Origin of the sequence: Chryseomicrobium imtechense (genome assembly GCF_041475995.1) — a bacterium.
Classification (GTDB): domain Bacteria; phylum Bacillota; class Bacilli; order Bacillales_A; family Planococcaceae; genus Chryseomicrobium; species Chryseomicrobium aureum.
This window is the reverse complement of the sequence record NZ_JBGOBM010000009.1, coordinates 90,914-107,968: the sequence shown is the minus strand read 5'-3', so window position 1 is coordinate 107,968 and position 17,055 is coordinate 90,914. Positions and strand designations below refer to the sequence as shown.

The 17,055-nt window shown below is 45.1% G+C and carries 15 protein-coding genes and 1 riboswitch; of the genes, 14 read left to right on the top strand and 1 reads right to left on the bottom strand.

Translation table 11 applies throughout. The features are described 5' to 3' along the window. Positions 1 to 1,088: 1,088 nt before the first annotated feature. Positions 1,089 to 2,720 (bottom strand): glutathione ABC transporter substrate-binding protein, encoded by a 1,632-nt coding sequence (locus tag AB5N96_RS10010; RefSeq protein WP_204592010.1) that lies wholly within the window; start codon positions 2,718 to 2,720, stop codon positions 1,089 to 1,091. A gap of 421 nt (positions 2,721 to 3,141) precedes the next feature. Between AB5N96_RS10010 and nikC the strand changes: the two genes are divergently transcribed. From nikC to purM, 14 genes are all read left to right on the top strand, one after another. Then, positions 3,142 to 4,047, top strand: a complete 906-nt coding sequence (nikC, locus tag AB5N96_RS10005) for a nickel transporter permease (RefSeq protein ID WP_204592008.1) — start codon at positions 3,142 to 3,144, stop codon at positions 4,045 to 4,047. A 12-nt stretch (positions 4,048 to 4,059) separates the two neighbouring features. Further along, positions 4,060 to 5,007, top strand: a complete 948-nt coding sequence (locus tag AB5N96_RS10000; RefSeq protein ID WP_204592006.1) for an ABC transporter permease — start codon at positions 4,060 to 4,062, stop codon at positions 5,005 to 5,007. A gap of 19 nt (positions 5,008 to 5,026) precedes the next feature. After that, positions 5,027 to 6,055, top strand: coding sequence for an oligopeptide/dipeptide ABC transporter ATP-binding protein (locus AB5N96_RS09995; RefSeq protein ID WP_204592012.1), 1,029 nt, complete (start codon positions 5,027 to 5,029; stop codon positions 6,053 to 6,055). Next, complete coding sequence (locus AB5N96_RS09990; RefSeq protein ID WP_204592004.1) at positions 6,027 to 7,040, top strand: ABC transporter ATP-binding protein; 1,014 nt, start codon at positions 6,027 to 6,029, stop codon at positions 7,038 to 7,040. The genes AB5N96_RS09995 and AB5N96_RS09990 overlap by 29 nt, the downstream gene beginning before the upstream one ends. A 266-nt stretch (positions 7,041 to 7,306) precedes the next feature. Next, entirely contained in the window at positions 7,307 to 7,495 is a 189-nt protein-coding gene (locus tag AB5N96_RS09985) for an NETI motif-containing protein (protein ID WP_204591743.1), read from the top strand. 68 nt (positions 7,496 to 7,563) lie between these two features. Further along, positions 7,564 to 7,664: riboswitch (purine riboswitch) on the top strand. 145 nt (positions 7,665 to 7,809) lie between these two features. Next, the gene (gene purE, locus AB5N96_RS09980; RefSeq protein WP_204591741.1) at positions 7,810 to 8,298 is read left to right on the top strand and encodes a 5-(carboxyamino)imidazole ribonucleotide mutase; all 489 of its coding nucleotides are present in this window, start codon (positions 7,810 to 7,812) and stop codon (positions 8,296 to 8,298) included. Beyond that, on the top strand, positions 8,295 to 9,413 hold the full coding sequence (gene purK, locus AB5N96_RS09975) for a 5-(carboxyamino)imidazole ribonucleotide synthase (protein ID WP_204591739.1): 1,119 nt from the start codon (positions 8,295 to 8,297) through the stop codon (positions 9,411 to 9,413). Before purE ends, purK begins: the two co-directional genes overlap by 4 nt. Before the next feature lie 12 nt (positions 9,414 to 9,425). Further along, positions 9,426 to 10,724, top strand: coding sequence for an adenylosuccinate lyase (purB, locus tag AB5N96_RS09970; protein ID WP_204591737.1), 1,299 nt, complete (start codon positions 9,426 to 9,428; stop codon positions 10,722 to 10,724). A gap of 12 nt (positions 10,725 to 10,736) precedes the next feature. Continuing rightward, positions 10,737 to 11,453, top strand: coding sequence for a phosphoribosylaminoimidazolesuccinocarboxamide synthase (gene purC, locus AB5N96_RS09965; RefSeq protein WP_204591735.1), 717 nt, complete (start codon positions 10,737 to 10,739; stop codon positions 11,451 to 11,453). Continuing rightward, positions 11,450 to 11,704 carry a phosphoribosylformylglycinamidine synthase subunit PurS gene (gene purS / locus AB5N96_RS09960; RefSeq protein WP_204591733.1) on the top strand — a complete coding sequence of 85 codons (255 nt, stop codon included), beginning with the start codon at positions 11,450 to 11,452 and terminating at the stop codon, positions 11,702 to 11,704. The genes purC and purS overlap by 4 nt, the downstream gene beginning before the upstream one ends. Beyond that, complete coding sequence (purQ, locus tag AB5N96_RS09955; protein ID WP_204591731.1) at positions 11,701 to 12,387, top strand: phosphoribosylformylglycinamidine synthase subunit PurQ; 687 nt, start codon at positions 11,701 to 11,703, stop codon at positions 12,385 to 12,387. The genes purS and purQ overlap by 4 nt, the downstream gene beginning before the upstream one ends. Then, positions 12,371 to 14,599 carry a phosphoribosylformylglycinamidine synthase subunit PurL gene (gene purL, locus AB5N96_RS09950; RefSeq protein ID WP_499705421.1) on the top strand — a complete coding sequence of 743 codons (2,229 nt, stop codon included), beginning with the start codon at positions 12,371 to 12,373 and terminating at the stop codon, positions 14,597 to 14,599. The genes purQ and purL overlap by 17 nt, the downstream gene beginning before the upstream one ends. Then, positions 14,575 to 15,996, top strand: a complete 1,422-nt coding sequence (gene purF, locus AB5N96_RS09945; protein WP_204591727.1) for an amidophosphoribosyltransferase — start codon at positions 14,575 to 14,577, stop codon at positions 15,994 to 15,996. Before purL ends, purF begins: the two co-directional genes overlap by 25 nt. An 11-nt stretch (positions 15,997 to 16,007) precedes the next feature. Beyond that, on the top strand, positions 16,008 to 17,054 hold the full coding sequence (gene purM, locus AB5N96_RS09940; RefSeq protein WP_499705420.1) for a phosphoribosylformylglycinamidine cyclo-ligase: 1,047 nt from the start codon (positions 16,008 to 16,010) through the stop codon (positions 17,052 to 17,054). Position 17,055: the final 1 nt, after the last annotated feature.

Genomic DNA, 17,055 nt, shown 5'->3' with positions numbered 1-17,055 from the left:
GCGCCGATGGTAGTTGGGGGTCTCCCCCTGTGAGAGTAGGACGTCGCTGGGCAACAGAGAAGAAGGTCATCCCGTCAAGGGGTGGCCTTTTTTGTGTGCAAAAAAGTAGACATAATCTTTTCCCGCGCCGACCCTCTCCAGTACGACCCATCCGTCCAAGACAAGACCTTCTTGCAGGAATGACTGCATCCAACTAACTCTCCATCTAAAATAGTTTCCATGAAACGACTTCGGGTGTAGAAATCGATTTACTTGCTGCAGAAAAAGGGTCACTTGTTGCAGAAATCAAGTTACTTGCCTTAGAAAACACATTATTTGCTCCAGAACGCCCGCTCAGTCACAAAACCCTTGCTAGTAAGACCTGAAATGTCAAAGACCTCTTTCTAGCAAATGCTTGATTACAAAATGCGTTTCTAGGAAGACCTTAGATCTCCAAGTGCATTTCTGATAAGATCTGGTCTGTCAGTGATCGAATGCCCGCTGTCCTACACAGTGCTTCTTGTGAAAATGACTAGAGCCTCGCGTTAGCGCAGCGAGTCTCGACTCTGAAGTGGTGCGCACTAATTCTAGTAAAAGACAGACTAGAGGCGGAGCCGACTCGAAGAAGATGCAGGGCACACCTTTCCTGCAAGAAAGCACTTGAACCAGCCAGGTCCAACTGGAGATGATTGTGGGAGGTTAAACTAAGAAGAACCGCGCAGGGGCCGCTCGAATTGAGCGGCCCCTGTCCTCTTCCTTTTTAATTTGATCTTTAGAACAAGCATCGTAAGATGGATCTGGCTCTTTAAAGAACCCTCCCCCGTACCGATGCCATCTTCCTTTGATCTTGAAAAGCAAGCATCATAAGATGGATCTGGTTCTTTCAAGAACCCTCCCCCGTACCGATGCCATCTTCCTTTGATCTTGAAAAGCAAGCATCATAAGATGGATCTGGCTCTCTCAAAAACCATCCACCATACCGATGCCATCTTCCTTTGATCTTTAGAGCAAGCATCGTAAGGTGGATCTGGGCTTTTTCAAAAATATTCAGTGTCACACAAAAAAACCTCTTCCCACCAAAGTGGAAAGAGGTTCTTCAAGTAATTAGATTACTCGTTGATTGTAACGTTACGTAATTGGTAGATACCATCAGTACCGATATCGAAACCTTGTACGTTATCAGAAACACCAGTCAAATACTCAGTGTGAAGTAAGAATGCCATTGGAGCGTCATCAGTTAAGAGCTGAGCCACTTCAGCATAGATCGCTTCACGAGCTGCTGGATCTGGTTCTTGGCGACCTTGGTCAAGTAACGCATCTACTTCAGCGTTCTCGTAGAATGAACGGTTACCTGGGTTACCTTTTTGTGAAGAGTGGAACAATGCATACATACCGTAGTCAGCGTCACCAGTTGGGTTAGACCAACCTAGGATGAACATATCGTGTTGACCAGCAGCAGTTTGCTCTAGGTACGTACCGAATTCCATAACTTCAATTTCAACTGTGATATTCAATTCAGCTAGAGCTTCTTGAACAAGTACAGCGATTGCTTGACGTTGTGGGTTATCGTTCGTCCAGATTGTTGTAGAGAAGCCATCAGCCATGCCTGCTTCTTCTAGAAGAGCACGTGCTTCATCCATGTTGTACTCAACAGCATCGATGTCTTCAGTGAAACCAAAGATTCCAGGAGCTAGAGGCCCGATAGCTGGAATTCCGTAGTTATCATAGATACCGCTGATGATTGCTTCGCGGTCGATTGCTTTAGAGATTGCTTGACGAACTAATGGATCATTGAATGGTTCTTTTTCTGTATTGAATCCAAGGTAAGCTAAGCTTGAAGAAGCTTTTTGATTTACAGTTGCAACGCCAGAGTTGTTGATACGCTCAACTTCGTTTGGTTGAACTGGATCGATAATGTGTACGTTTCCAGTTTCAAGGTCAGCTGCACGTACTTGAGAATCTGGAACAACGCGGAATGTTACAGAATCTACTTTCGCGCCATCTTCACCCCAATAGTTTTCATTCTTCACAAGTTTGATTTCTGAGCCAGGAGTCCAAGAATCAAATTGGAAGAATCCAGTTCCAACTGGGTTTTCTGAAATAACAGAACCTGGGTCAGAACCACCATTTAATGCTTCATAATCTGCTTCAATAGAAGCTGGAGATACCATACCGCCACCGTTGTGTGAAAGGTGAGCTAATAATGGTGCGAATGGATACTCAGTAGTAATGTTTACTTCGTAGTCACTCACAACTTCAACATTTGAAATCATTTCGAATAAGAAAAGACGTGGAGAAGCTACAGCTGGATCAAGGATACGATCCAAGTTTGCTTTTACAACTTCAGCGTTGAACTCTTCACCATCGTGGAAAGTAACGCCTTCACGTAATTTGAATGACCAAGTAGTTTCATCTACTTGCTCCCAAGACTCAGCAAGACCTGGTACGATTTCGTTGTTCTCATCACGGTTAACTAGTGTTTCATAGATGTTTGCCTGAACGACTGAAGATGGAACATCATTTGAACCAGCAGGATCAAGTGAAGAAGCATCTGATAATACAGCAAGGATTAAGTCGCCGCCTTCTGCTCCAGCATTTTCAGTACCTTCTGTGCCTTCTGTTTCTTCTGCTGGATCTTCAGTAGTGTTTTCGTTATTACTACCACCTGCGCAAGCTGCAAGAACTAGTGCAAGCATAAGCGTCAGCAGAAGGAACAAAAGTGACTTTTTGTTAATAGCCATACGTGAATTGCCCCCTATACATTAAATGTTTTGAATATTAAAGTGAACATAATATTCAAAAAATAATATACCATACTCTGAATTGTGGTACAAGGTAGTTTATTCCAATTTGACAATCAAAAGGGTAGATTTATAGCTCTAGTTAAATGAAAAAAATAATGTTTTTATGATTTCCTTGCCAATATCATACATATATATTGCGATTAAATTATATTAAAATAGTTAGAAAAACGAATGTACGCGCTTTCTTTTTAGAATAAGCTTTCCCTAATATAATAAATTTTTGTTCTGTATATTCTGATAATAGAGATTTGTACATTTTTTTCAATAAATCTAAACTAGTCATATAAGCGTGAATCTTGTAAAATAAGCTAGTCTACGTTTTTGACAGAATTGTTAAATAAGAAAGGGTGTAAACTTCATGAGTGAGGAAACAGTGAATCATCCTGTGACAGCCAAAAAAGTGAATCCGCAACTTGAGAGCTTCAAGCAATTTTGGCGTCGACTTGCCAAAAACAGAGCTGCTCTAATTGGGGGCATTATGATTCTATTTTTTATTGTCATGGCATTTGTCGGTCCGTGGATCATTTCAACCTTCACGGATATGCAACCTAACAAAACAAGTGTTGCCAACAAACTTCAAGGCCCATCTGCTGAACACTGGTTTGGCACGGATAGTTATGGACGAGATATTTTCACACGAATCGTATTTGGTATGAAACTTACATTATATGTAGGATTCTTATCAGTATTTGTTGGGGGAGTAATTGGAGTCGTTTTAGGAATTGTTTCAGGGTATTACGGAGGGAAAGTTGATACGATCATCATGCGTTTGATGGATGTCCTTCTTGCATTCCCTGGTATCCTACTAGCTTTAGCAATCGTAGCTGTACTAGGTGGAAGTTTAACAAATGTAATTATCGCAGTAGGTATTTTCTCAGTTCCAGCCTTTGCGCGTATCGTTCGTGGATCTACTTTGTCTGTGAAAAAATTAGAATACATTGATGCTGTGCGAGCATTAGGGGCATCCGATTTGCGGATTATCTTTAAGCATATTTTGCCGAACGTTATGTCGCCAATTATTGTTCAAGCATCCCTGCGTATTGCAACTGCAATTTTAACAGGTGCAGGACTTGCCTTCTTAGGACTTGGTGCACAGCCTCCAGCTCCAGAGTGGGGAGCTATGCTAAACGAAGGTCGCCAATACATGTATGAAGCGGGCCACGTGGCATTATTCCCAGGACTTATGATTGTACTTGTAGTACTAGCGTTCAATATCTTTGGTGATGGAGTTCGTGACGCATTAGATCCAAAAATGAAAAAATAGGGGTGACTAACGTTGACTAAGTATATTATCCGAAGACTTCTTCAGACCATTCCAGTACTGCTCGGGGTAACGATATTAGTATTCTCGTTAATGCACCTCGTACCTGGTGATCCAGCAAAAATCATTGCTGGTGAGGGAGCGTCTGAACAAACTGTTGATAACATCCGTGAACGTCTTGGCTTAAATGATCCAATTCCTGTTCAATACGGAACATTTTTAGGAAATGCATTACAAGGAGACCTTGGTTCATCTATTCGTTCAGGACGACCTGTTATGGATGAAATCTCCGCGCGGTTCTGGGTGACCTTCGAGCTCGCCTTTTATTCGACTATACTCGCAGTATTCTTGGGGCTAATTGCGGGAATCATTTCTGCAGTTCGCCATTACACGCTAACCGATGTTACGGTTATGATTATTGCGTTATTCGGTCTTTCAATGCCAAACTTCTGGTTCGGGTTACTTCTGATTCAGTGGTTCGCTATCGGAAACTGGATGCCGGAGTCTTTAGAGTTCTTGAAAATGCGGCCATCTGGTTGGGGAGACGACTGGAGACAGATTGTCTTACCAGTAGTGACTCTTGGAACCGGTGGAGCTGCCATCATTGCCCGAATGACACGTTCGTCTATGCTTGAGGTAATTGGTCAAGACTATATCCGTACAGCCCGTGCGAAAGGTTTAACAGAACGTATCGTAGTTTACCGTCATGCATTAAAGAATGCGCTTATCCCGGTAGTAACCGTTGTCGGACTTGAATTTGGTGGTTTCCTAGGTGGAGCTGTACTGACGGAGACAATTTTTGCGATTAACGGAATGGGACGTTTGACGATTGATGCGATTCGTACACGTGACTTCCCGATCGTTCAAGGAACTGTACTTGTCATTTCAGTCTTGTTCGTACTTGTAAACTTACTTGTTGATATTTCATATCGCTACTTAAATAAACGTATTGATCTAAACTAGGAAGGAGTGTCTCAACTTGATTTCAAAAGATAATGTTCTTGAAGTGAGAAACCTGCAGACGTCCTTCTCTACGGATAAAGGTGAAGTACGCGCAGTAGATGGCGTAAGCTTTGATGTTCCTAAAGGAAAGACAATTGGAATCGTTGGAGAGTCAGGTTCAGGGAAGAGTATCACGTCTCTATCGATTCTACGACTGCTTGCTGAGAACGGTAAAATTAAAGGTGGAGAAATCCGCTACAAAGGTGAAGATTTAACAAAGGTAACGGAGAAGCGCATGCGTGAATTGCGTGGGAATGATATCTCCATGATCTTCCAAGAGCCAATGACATCGTTAAACCCTGTCTACACAGTGGGGCAGCAAATTAGTGAGAGTTTAATAGCGCACAAAGGGATGAACAAAAAGCAAGCGATGGTTCGCTCAGTCGAACTTTTAAAACTTGTTGGAATCCCGTCGCCTGAAAAACGCGTGAAAGCCTATCCATTTGAGCTTTCGGGTGGTATGCGTCAGCGTGTCATGATTGCCATGTCACTAGCGTGTGATCCAGAAATTTTGATTGCTGATGAGCCAACTACCGCACTTGACGTAACAATTCAAGCACAAATCCTAGAGTTGATTAAAGACTTGCAAGACCGCCTGGGTATGTCTGTTATTTTCATTACACACGACCTTGGTGTTGTGGCAGAGACATGTGATTACGTTGCAGTTATGTATGCAGGACAAGTAGTAGAGTATTCGAATATTCGAACACTGTTTAAGCAACCGAAACATCCGTATTCCATCGGTCTTTTAAACTCGCTACCGCGTCATGATATTGACCAGGAGAAGTTAGTTCCTATTAAAGGAAATGTACCAAGTCCACATGAAATGCCAACAGGATGTCGTTTTGCACCACGTTGCCCAGCTGCTACTGATCTTTGTCGTGCGAAGTTGCCGGAGCTTATGGAAGACGAAGCAGGAAATCAAATCCGTTGTTGGATCTATTCGGACGAATGGCCAGGCGAGAAGGAGGTAACTGTTTATGGCGAAAAAAGAATTGCTAAAGGTTGAAGGCCTCAAACAATACTTCCCGATTAAAGGTGGATTTTTAGGGCGTACAGTCAACCACGTAAAAGCTGTTGATGATATCAGTTTCACAATCTATGAAGGTGAAACAGTCAGTATCGTAGGGGAATCGGGTTGTGGGAAATCCACAACAGGTCGTTCTATTCTTCGACTTGAAGAGCCAACGGAAGGGAAAGTTGAATTCCAAGGCGTCAACCTTGCTGATATTAGTAAACGTCAGATGCGTGATTACCGCAAAGATTTGCAGATCATTTTCCAAGATCCGTATGCGTCGATCAATCCTCGTCAAACGGTCGCATCTGTTTTAAATGAAGCGATGGAAATTCAAAAGGTCTTACCTGCAAACAAGCGTCGTGCACGAATCGAAGAACTTCTTGAAACAGTTGGGCTTCTTCCTTATCAAGCCGATCGTTTCCCGCACGAGTTCTCAGGTGGTCAGCGTCAGCGTATCGGGATTGCCCGTGCGTTGTCAGTGGATCCGAAACTGATTATCTGTGATGAAGCAGTATCGGCACTTGATGTATCGATTCAAGCGCAGGTTCTGAATTTGCTTGAAGATCTGCAAGAAGAGTTCAACTTGACGTATCTCTTCATTTCCCATGACCTAGGTGTCGTTCGTCACATCTCGGACCGGATTATTGTTATGTATCTTGGGAAGATTGTAGAGATTGCTGACAAGATAAGCCTGTTTGAAAATCCTCAACATCCGTATACGAAAGCCTTATTGTCTGCGATTCCGGTTCCGGACCCAGACAAGAAGAAAGAGCGTATCGTGTTAAAAGGTGATGTGCCGTCACCGATCGACCCACCAGAAGGATGCCGTTTCCATACGCGTTGTCCGTTTGCAACAGACAAGTGTCGCACGGAAGAGCCAAAGCTGCGTACTTCTGATTTGATGAAGGACGAGCACGAAGCTGCGTGTCACTACATGGAAGAAATCACTGCAGGCACAATGCAACCGAATTACTAAGTGTCTGAACCCCACCAATGCTGGTGGGGTTTTTTGTTTGAGATGGGGAGAAGGTCGAGCCGCTTGGGTGAGCGAACGTTCTTCTACTGAAATCGGATTTTATTCTACCGAAATCGGATTTTATTCTACCCAAATCGAAATTTATTCTACCGAAGTCATGTTATGGAAACTAATTGCAGAGAGTATAAGTAGCTCTAGAGCACAAGGTGATTCTGCACCCACACATACCACCCAATTTTGGTATACTCGACAAGTGAGGTGGTTGAATGAAAAAACAGTGGGTCGCAATTGACGAAAATGAAACCGTAGCAAGCGCGTATGATCGCTTGCAGCAGCAAGGCTATCAAATCATTGGGAGACGTGAAGTACCCATATTCGAAGAAAAAGACGGACAACCCGTACCCATACGACAGCAAATTGAATTTTGTGTCACCCCTCTAAAAGACGAACGATGAATTGTCAGAAAAATTTAATGTTCGGTTATTGGGTTGACGTTGCCTTGATAGCCTGCTAAACTAGCGATAGATTGATGAATAGATTTCCCCATATATGCTTAAGGATTGGCTTAAGTGTTTCTACCATGTCACCGTAAATGACAGGACTATGCGGGAAAGCGGCTTTTGATGTTTCGGCAGGAAAGGTGTGTTTACGAATGGGTAAATGCGTGGCTCCTCATGAATTCCTCAAATAGTCTGCTTTCGTGCGTATGTCCGAAGCAGATTATTTGGGGAATTTTTGTTTTATAAACGGATAAAGGCGGGATTTCACTATGACAGCAAAAGTTGGCGTCATCATGGGCAGCACAAGTGATTGGGAAACGATGCAACATGCCTGTGAGGTCTTAGAGGAACTTGAGATAGCTTATGAAAAGAAAGTCGTATCAGCACACCGAACACCAGATGCTATGTTTACTTATGCGGAGCAAGCACGTGGCCGCGGCATCCAAGTGATCATCGCAGGTGCTGGAGGGGCTGCGCACCTCCCGGGAATGGTAGCAGCGAAAACGACGCTTCCAGTAATCGGTGTCCCTGTGCAATCAAAAGCACTGAACGGTTTAGATTCGCTACTTTCTATCGTACAGATGCCAGGCGGTGTTCCGGTAGCAACTGTTGCAATCGGAAAAGCTGGCGCAACGAATGCTGGTTTACTAGCAGCGCAAATGCTCGGTATGACAGATGCTGCAGTTGCAGAACGTTTAGAAGCGAGACGCGAAAAGACACGCCAGGCTGTTGAAGAAAGTTCAGGTGACCTTGTATGACGAAAGTGATTTATCCGGGTCAAACGATTGGGATTATTGGCGGCGGGCAATTAGGACGAATGATGGCTCTTGCTGCTAAAGAAGCAGGCTTTCGCGTCGCTGTACTTGATCCTGCTATGGATTCGCCATGCGGGCAGGTGGCAGATATACGGATCGTCGCTGCTTATGATGACGAACAGGCGCTTGCAGAGCTTGCAGAAGCAAGTGACGTCATCACGTATGAGTTTGAAAACATTGATTACGAAGGCCTGAAAAAAGTGATGGATTATGCATACGTTCCTCAAGGGGCAGAGCTGATTCGCATCACGCAAGACCGTCGCATAGAGAAGATGGAACTTGAAAAAGCAGGCGTGCCAGTTGCACCGTTTGTCATTATCGAGTCTGTAGAGGACTTGGAAGAGCAGGTCGGGAAAATCGGCTACCCTTCCATTCTGAAAACTGCACGCGGAGGATATGACGGCAAAGGTCAAGTAAAGCTCACATCACCTGAAGATCTTTCTGAAGCGGCCGAACTGATTCGCAACACACCATGTGTACTTGAAAAAGTGATCCCATTCACGAAAGAAATTTCAACCATCATTCACCGAAATGCAGCAGGAGAGTGTCACATCCTGCCAATCGCTGAAAATATTCATGTCAATCATATTTTGCATCAAAGTATCGTTCCAGCACGTGTCACACATACGATTGAAAAAAAAGCAGAGCAAGCTGCAAAGCAAATTGCAGAGCACCTTTCTCTTGTCGGAACACTCGCTGTCGAGATGTTCGTCATCGAAGACGACTTGATTATCAACGAATTGGCACCACGGCCGCATAACTCAGGTCACTATTCTATTGAAGCCTGCAACGTCTCCCAGTTTCAACAACACATTCGCGCTGTTTGTGGATGGCCATTACGAAAGCCGATTCTGTGGGAGTCTTCTATCATGGTGAACTTACTAGGTCAACATGTTGCACCTGCTGCCAACCAATTGACGAAGCACCCGGAATGGTCACTTCACTTATACGGAAAAAAAGAGGCAAAGCATGACCGCAAAATGGGGCATATCACAGTGATGACCGATGACTTGGAACGAACATTGTTTGAATTAGAAGAGACCGGCATTTGGTCATAGGAGGAACTAACAATGATTGAACGTTATACACGTCCCGAAATGGGCGCTATCTGGACAGAACAAAACAAATACGAAGCATGGTTGGAAGTCGAAATCTTAGCGTGTGAAGCATGGGCTGAGCTTGGCGAGATTCCAAAAGAAGACGTGAAAGTATTACGTGAAAACGCAACGTTTTCTGTTGACCGTATTTTAGAAATTGAAGAAGAGACACGTCATGACGTGGTGGCATTCACACGTGCTGTCTCCGAAACACTTGGTGAAGAGAAGAAGTGGGTGCATTACGGCCTGACGTCTACGGATGTTGTCGATACGGCGCTTTCGTATTTAATCAAACAAGCAAACGTTATTTTACGCCGTGACATTGAAAACTTCATTGAAATCTTAGGTGTCAAAGCGAAAGAACACAAATACACGGTCATGATGGGACGCACACACGGAGTGCACGCAGAACCGACAACGTTTGGTCTTAAGCTAGCACTATGGCGCGAGGAAATGAAACGAAACCTTGAGCGTTTTGAAGCAGCTGCGAAAGTGATTGAGACTGGTAAGCTTTCGGGTGCCGTTGGAACATACGCAAATATCGATCCGTTTGTTGAAAAGTATGTATGTGACAATCTTGGTCTTGCGGCAGCGCCAATCTCTACACAAACACTGCAACGTGACCGTCACGCTCAGTACATCAGCACAATTGCTTTGATAGGTGCTTCGATTGAAAAGTTTGCTACTGAAATTCGTGGTCTTCAAAAATCAGAGACACGTGAAGTGGAAGAGTTCTTTGCAAAAGGCCAAAAAGGATCTTCTGCAATGCCACACAAGCGCAATCCAATTGGTTCTGAGAACATGACAGGTCTTGCACGATTACTTCGTGGACATATGGTGACGGCAATGGAAAACGTTGCACTGTGGCACGAACGTGATATCTCGCACTCGTCAGCAGAGCGTGTGATCTTGCCGGATGCGACAATCACATTGAACTACATGTTGAACCGTTTCGGCAACATCGTGAAAAACTTGACGGTATTCCCAGAAAACATGAAGCGCAACATGGACTCGACATTAGGTCTTATTTATTCACAACGTGTACTACTTGCGTTGATCGACAAAGGCATGTCTCGTGAAGCGGCCTATGACACAGTACAACCACTTGCCATGAACGCTTGGGAGACACAGTCTCACTTCAAGCCACTTGTAGAAGCAGACAAGACGGTTTCAGAGAAGCTTTCAGCAGCGGAAATTGAAGAATGTTTCGATTACAACTACCACATCCAGCAAGTAGATGCGATCTTTGATCGCGTTGGCTTAAACAACTAGGAGGCGTTTTACGTGCAAAAAGGTGCTCTTGTGTATGAAGGGAAAGCGAAACAACTGTTTACAACGGACAAACCGGACGTGTTGTATGTGCAGTATAAAAACAGCGCAACGGCTTTCAATGGAGAGAAGAAGGAAGAAATCGACGGCAAAGCGCGTTTAAACAATCAGATCACCGCCGTCCTTTTTGAAAAACTTCATGCGAAAGGCATTCCCTCTCACTTTATCGAACAGCTCTCGGAAACGGAGCAACTTGTGAAAAAAGTCGACATCATTCCACTAGAAGTTGTCGTTCGCAACATCGCAGCTGGGAGCTTGGCAAAACGCCTTGGCTTTGAAGAAGGAACTCCACTAAAGCGGCCGCTTGTAGAATTCTACTACAAAGACGATGCGCTAGGTGATCCACTTCTGACAGATGCACATATTGCGTTACTTGAGCTTGTGACAGACAGTGAAAAACAAACACTCGAGCACCTTGGACGTGAAATCAATACAGCGCTTCTTTCCATTTTCGATGAAATCGGCGTAACACTAGTTGATTTCAAGGTTGAATTTGGACGCACAGCAGACGGTGAAATTTTGTTGGCAGATGAGATTTCACCTGATACGTGCCGTCTCTGGGACAAAGAGACAAAGCAAAAACTAGATAAAGATGTATTCAGACGCAACTTAGGAAATCTTACAGATGGCTATTCCATTATTCTTTCTCGCTTAGGAGGCAAATCTCAATGAAAAAAGTAAATGTCTATGTCACGTTACGTGAAAGTGTTTTAGATCCACAAGGTTCTGCAGTCAAAGGTGCGCTTCATGCTATGGATTATAAAGAAGTGCAAGATGTCCGTATCGGGAAATTTCTCGAACTTCAAATCGAAGAAGGGACACGTGATTTAGACACGGTCATTAAAGAGATGTGTGAACGTCTTTTGACAAATACAGTCATTGAAGATTACCGCTACGAGATTGAGGAGGCGGTCTCGCAATGAAATTCGCAGTGATCCAGTTTCCTGGCTCGAACTGTGATTTGGATATGTTTCATGCCATTCAAGATGAACTCGGACAAGATGTCGAGTACGTCTGGCATGACAAAGCCGATCTCAGTGGCTACGACGCCATTTTATTGCCAGGTGGCTTCTCATACGGAGATTACCTTCGTTGCGGCGCTATCGCTCAGTTCTCCAACATCATGAGTGAAGTGAAAAAAGCAGCAGAACAAGGTAAACCAATTTTAGGCGTTTGTAATGGATTCCAAGTACTAACAGAAGCGCGTTTGCTTCCTGGGGCACTCCTCCGCAACAAAAACTTGAAATTCATTTGCCGCACAGTGGCATTAGAAGTCGTCAATGCGGACACGCTATTCACAGGTGAATACGAACAAGGCCAAACGATTCAAATTCCAATCGCACACGGCGAAGGAAATTACTTCTGCGACGAAGAGACAGCAAAACAACTCGAAGCCAACAATCAAATTGTGTTTAAATACGTTGGCGAAGGGCCAAACGGTTCGTTATCCAACATCGCTGGCATCATCAACGAACAAGGAAACGTACTGGGCATGATGCCGCACCCTGAGCGTGCTGTACACGAAGTGATGGGTGGAACAGACGGTTTGCCTTTATTCCGATCAATCTTAAAACAGTGGAGGGAATCCCATGTCAGTCATGCTTGAACCAACAGCTGAACAAGTGAAAGAAATGAAGTTGTACGCCCAAATGGGGATGTCGGATGAAGAGTTTGAACTAGCAACTTCCATTCTTGGACGTACGCCGAACTACACGGAAACGGGCTTGTTTTCTGTCATGTGGTCCGAACACTGTTCGTATAAAAACTCGAAACCTGTTCTTCGCAAGTTCCCAACAACAGGCCCACAAGTATTACAAGGTCCTGGGGAAGGTGCCGGAATTGTAGATATTGGAGACGGGCAAGCCGTTGTTTTCAAAATGGAATCGCACAACCACCCATCTGCTATTGAACCGTATCAAGGCGCTGCAACGGGTGTCGGTGGAATCATTCGCGATGTATTTTCAATGGGTGCGCGCCCAATTGCTCTATTAAACTCCCTTCGCTTTGGGGAACTTGAGACACCACGTGTGAAGTATTTGTTTGAAGAAGTCGTCGCTGGAATTGCAGGGTACGGAAACTGTATCGGCATTCCAACGGTCGGTGGAGAAATCCAGTTTGATCCGTGTTATGAAGGAAATCCACTCGTCAACGCGATGGCAGTGGGACTCATCAATCACGAAGACATCCAGCGCGGAATCGCAGCGGGTGTCGGCAATACTGTTCTTTATGCTGGTGCAAAAACTGGCCGCGACGGAATTCACGGAGCAACATTTGCTTCTGAGGAATTAAACGAAGAATCAGAGAAAAAACGTCCAGCTGTACAAGTTGGCGATCCATTTATGGAAAAGCTTTTACTTGAAGCCTGTTTAGAAGTTATCAAATCTGATGCATTGATCGGGATACAAGATATGGGAGCCGCGGGTCTGACATCCTCGTCTGCTGAAATGGCTTCAAAAGCTGGTTTCGGTATCGAGATGCACCTTGACCGCGTGCCACAACGTGAAACTGGGATGACAGCGTATGAAATGATGTTATCCGAGTCGCAAGAGCGTATGCTTCTGGTCGTCAAAAAAGGCCGCGAACAAGAAATCGTCGAGATTTTTGAAAAGTACGACCTCGACTGTGTAGCTGTCGGAGAAGTGACAAACGATAAAATGCTTCGTTTGATCCATCACGGTGAAGTGGTCGCAGAAGTTCCTGCGGATGCATTAGCTGAAGAAGCACCCGTTTATAACAAACCAAAGCAAGAACCTGCTTATTTCAGAGAATTCCAAGCACAAGAAAATACAGAGCCTCAAGTGGAAGATGTTCAAAAGACACTCGTATCGCTCCTTTCTCAACCGACGATTGCCTCGAAAGAATGGGTGTATGACCAGTATGACTACCAAGTGCGCACATCCACAGTTGTAACGCCTGGTTCGGATGCAGCGGTCGTTCGCGTTCGTGGCACCAATAAAGCGCTCGCAATGACGACAGACTGTAACTCACGCTATATCTATCTTGATCCTGTAACAGGGGGCAAGATTGCGGTTGCAGAAGCAGCTCGTAATATTGTGTGTTCGGGTGGAAAGCCACTTGCTATCACAGATTGCTTGAACTTCGGCAGTCCTGAAAACCCAGAAATCTTCTGGCAACTTGACCAGTCTGCAGATGGTATTTCTGCAGCATGTCTTGCGCTAGATGCACCGGTTATCGGTGGGAATGTTTCATTATACAACGAGCGCAGTGGTGCGGCAGTGTATCCAACACCGACAATTGGTATGGTCGGATTGATCGATGACCTTGCACATGTGACAACACAACATGCAAAAGCAGCAGGTGATAGTGTCTATTTGATTGGTGAAACGGCAACGGAGTTCGGAGGTTCGGAACTTCAAAAACTTGTAGAAGGTTCAATTTCCGGAAAAGCGCCGGCACTAGATTTAGAAATTGAGACGCGTCGTCAAAAAGCATTATTGACAGCGATTCGCTCTGGCCTTGTCGCATCTGCACACGATGTAGCAGAAGGTGGTGTGGCAGTAGCTTTAGCAGAAGTCGTCTTTGGCACAAAGTTTGGTGTCGACGTAACACTTGAAGGATCTGCAGTAACAGCTCTTTATAGTGAATCACAATCTCGCTTTATCGTAACGGTTGCAAAACAACATGCTGAAAAGTTCGAACAAGCTGTACCGGATGCACAAGCAATCGGTGAAATCACAGAGCAAGATGAATTCAAAATTCATTCGACAACTGGTGATACGTGGATCCAGTTACCGGTAGCGGAATTATTCGCTGCCTGGAAAGGAGCTATTCCATGCTTACTGAAATCCGAGGACTAAATGAAGAGTGTGGCGTATTTGGCGTGTGGGGTCATCATGATCCTGCACCCATGTGCTATTACGGGCTTCATGCGCTTCAACACCGTGGCCAAGAAGGAGCTGGAATTGTCGCTACAGACGGAGAGTTCTTACGTGCCGTTCGCGGGGAAGGGCTTGTCAACGACGTATTTGATGAGACAAAGTTAAAAGCACTTCAAGGCAAGGCTGCTATCTCACACGTTCGCTATGCGACAGCTGGTGGCTCTGGACTCGCAAACGTTCAGCCGCTCCTTTTTAACTCTACGACTGGTGCACTAGCGATTGCCCATAACGGAAATATCGTCAACGCAACGGACTTGAAACGTAGTCTAGAACGTCAGGGAAGCATCTTCCAGACGACTTCTGACACGGAAGTGCTGGCACATTTAATTAAGCGCAGTCACCTGCAATCGTTTGAAGAGCGTGCAAAACAAGCGCTGCGCCTACTAAAGGGTGCATTTGCATTTTTGATATTAACAGAAGACTTCTTAATGGTTGCACAAGATCCGAATGGCATGCGTCCACTTTCTCTTGGTCGTTTGAACGGTGGGTTTGTCGTCGCCTCTGAAACGAGTGCGTTTGACTTGATCGGTGCAGAAGTCATTCGTTCTGTAGAGCCTGGTGAGATGTTGATTATCGATGACAAAGGGGTTCGCTCTTCGTATTACACAGAAGACCGTGGACGTGCAATCTGTTCAATGGAATACATTTATTTCTCGCGTCCCGACTCAGACATCGATGGGATCAACATCCATTCAGCGCGTAAACGCCTTGGAATTCAACTGGCGAAAGAGGTGCAAATTGAAGCGGATATCGTGACAGGTGTTCCTGACTCGAGTATTTCAGCGGCAATTGGCTTTTCTGAACAGTCCGGAATTCCTTATGAGATGGGCTTGATTAAAAACAGGTACGTAGGGCGTACGTTCATTCAACCGTCCCAAGAACTGCGCGAGCGCGGTGTGAAAATGAAATTATCTCCGGTTCGTCAAGTAGTGAATGGCAAACGGGTCGTCATGGTGGATGACTCGATTGTGCGCGGTACAACGTCTCGACGCATCGTCAACATGTTAAAAGAAGCAGGAGCAAGTGAAGTGCATGTGGTCATTAGTTCGCCACCACTGAAGAATCCATGTTTTTACGGAATCGATATCAGCTCAGATTCGGAGTTGATTGCTGCGAACAACTCAGTTGAAGAGATGCGTGAAATCATTGGAGCAGACTCGTTGTCTTTCTTATCAGTAGACGGTCTGTTAGGTGCAATCGGTCGTTCACCTGAAGCGAAAAACTGCGGTCAGTGTCTCGCATGTTTTACAGGAGAGTACCCAACATCGATCTATTCCGATACTAAATTGCCGCATGAAAAAGAATTGGTGCGCTAGGAGGCTGTACAATGTCAAAAGCATATGAACAAGCAGGAGTGAATATTGAGGCGGGGTATGAAGCGGTCAACCGAATGAAGAGCCACGTCGAACGTACGACACGTCTCGGTGTACAAGGAACATTTGGTGGCTTCGGTGGCCAGTTCGATTTATCCGCACTTGGACTGAAACAACCGGTCTTGATTTCTGGAACGGACGGTGTCGGAACGAAGCTGAAACTTGCGTTTATGGCAGACCGTCATGACACAATCGGTATCGACTGTGTCGCAATGTGTGTAAATGACATCGTTGCGCAAGGTGCAGAACCTTTGTTTTTCCTGGATTATGTAGCGCTTGGAAAAGCAGTTCCTGAAAAAATCGAGCAAATCGTCAAAGGCGTAGCAGACGGTTGTGTGGAAGCTGGAGCAGCACTTATCGGTGGTGAAACAGCTGAAATGCCAGGACTTTACGAAGAAGACGAATATGACTTAGCAGGATTTGCGGTCGGGGCTTGTGAAAAAGCGGACGTCATTACAGGTGAAGAGATCGCAGCTGGCCAAGTGTTGATCGGTTTGTCTTCTAGTGGCATTCACTCCAATGGCTATTCTTTAGTACGTCATATTTTGTTCTCGCAGCATGACATCAACCTTTCCGATGCGGTGCCATTTGCTGACAAAACCTATGCAGACGTACTCCTTGCACCAACAAGAATCTATTCAAAACAAATTGCAGCACTTAAAAAGGCTGTTTCGATCAAAGGGATGGCGCACGTGACGGGTGGTGGGTTCTTCGAAAATTTACCACGGATGTTACCGGAAGCACTGGGCGTATCGATTTCTCTTGGCAACTGGCCAGTTCCAGAAATTTTCACCCATCTGAAAGAACTTGGGTCTTTAGAAGACCGGGACCTTTATGGCGTGTTCAATATGGGGATTGGATTTGTTGTCGCAGTCGACGAAAAAGATCAAGAGCGCGCACTCAAAGCTTTACGCGAAGCTGGAGAGACAGCGTATGTGATTGGAACTGTCACCGAGACGGCAGGCGTTGCGTTTACTGGCGACCAGGATGGGAGTCTCTAAC

Coding starts and splice junctions, on each gene's coding strand:
- nikC (WP_204592008.1), top strand. CDS start 3,142: ATGAGTGAGGAAACAGTGAATCATCCTGTGACAGCCAAAAAAGTGAAT.
- purM (WP_499705420.1), top strand. CDS start 16,008: ATGTCAAAAGCATATGAACAAGCAGGAGTGAATATTGAGGCGGGGTAT.
- purE (WP_204591741.1), top strand. CDS start 7,810: ATGACAGCAAAAGTTGGCGTCATCATGGGCAGCACAAGTGATTGGGAA.
- purB (WP_204591737.1), top strand. CDS start 9,426: ATGATTGAACGTTATACACGTCCCGAAATGGGCGCTATCTGGACAGAA.
- AB5N96_RS09985 (WP_204591743.1), top strand. CDS start 7,307: ATGAAAAAACAGTGGGTCGCAATTGACGAAAATGAAACCGTAGCAAGC.
- purQ (WP_204591731.1), top strand. CDS start 11,701: ATGAAATTCGCAGTGATCCAGTTTCCTGGCTCGAACTGTGATTTGGAT.
- AB5N96_RS09990 (WP_204592004.1), top strand. CDS start 6,027: ATGGCGAAAAAAGAATTGCTAAAGGTTGAAGGCCTCAAACAATACTTC.
- purS (WP_204591733.1), top strand. CDS start 11,450: ATGAAAAAAGTAAATGTCTATGTCACGTTACGTGAAAGTGTTTTAGAT.
- AB5N96_RS10010 (WP_204592010.1), bottom strand. CDS start 2,720: ATGGCTATTAACAAAAAGTCACTTTTGTTCCTTCTGCTGACGCTTATG.
- purF (WP_204591727.1), top strand. CDS start 14,575: ATGCTTACTGAAATCCGAGGACTAAATGAAGAGTGTGGCGTATTTGGC.
- purL (WP_499705421.1), top strand. CDS start 12,371: ATGTCAGTCATGCTTGAACCAACAGCTGAACAAGTGAAAGAAATGAAG.
- purK (WP_204591739.1), top strand. CDS start 8,295: ATGACGAAAGTGATTTATCCGGGTCAAACGATTGGGATTATTGGCGGC.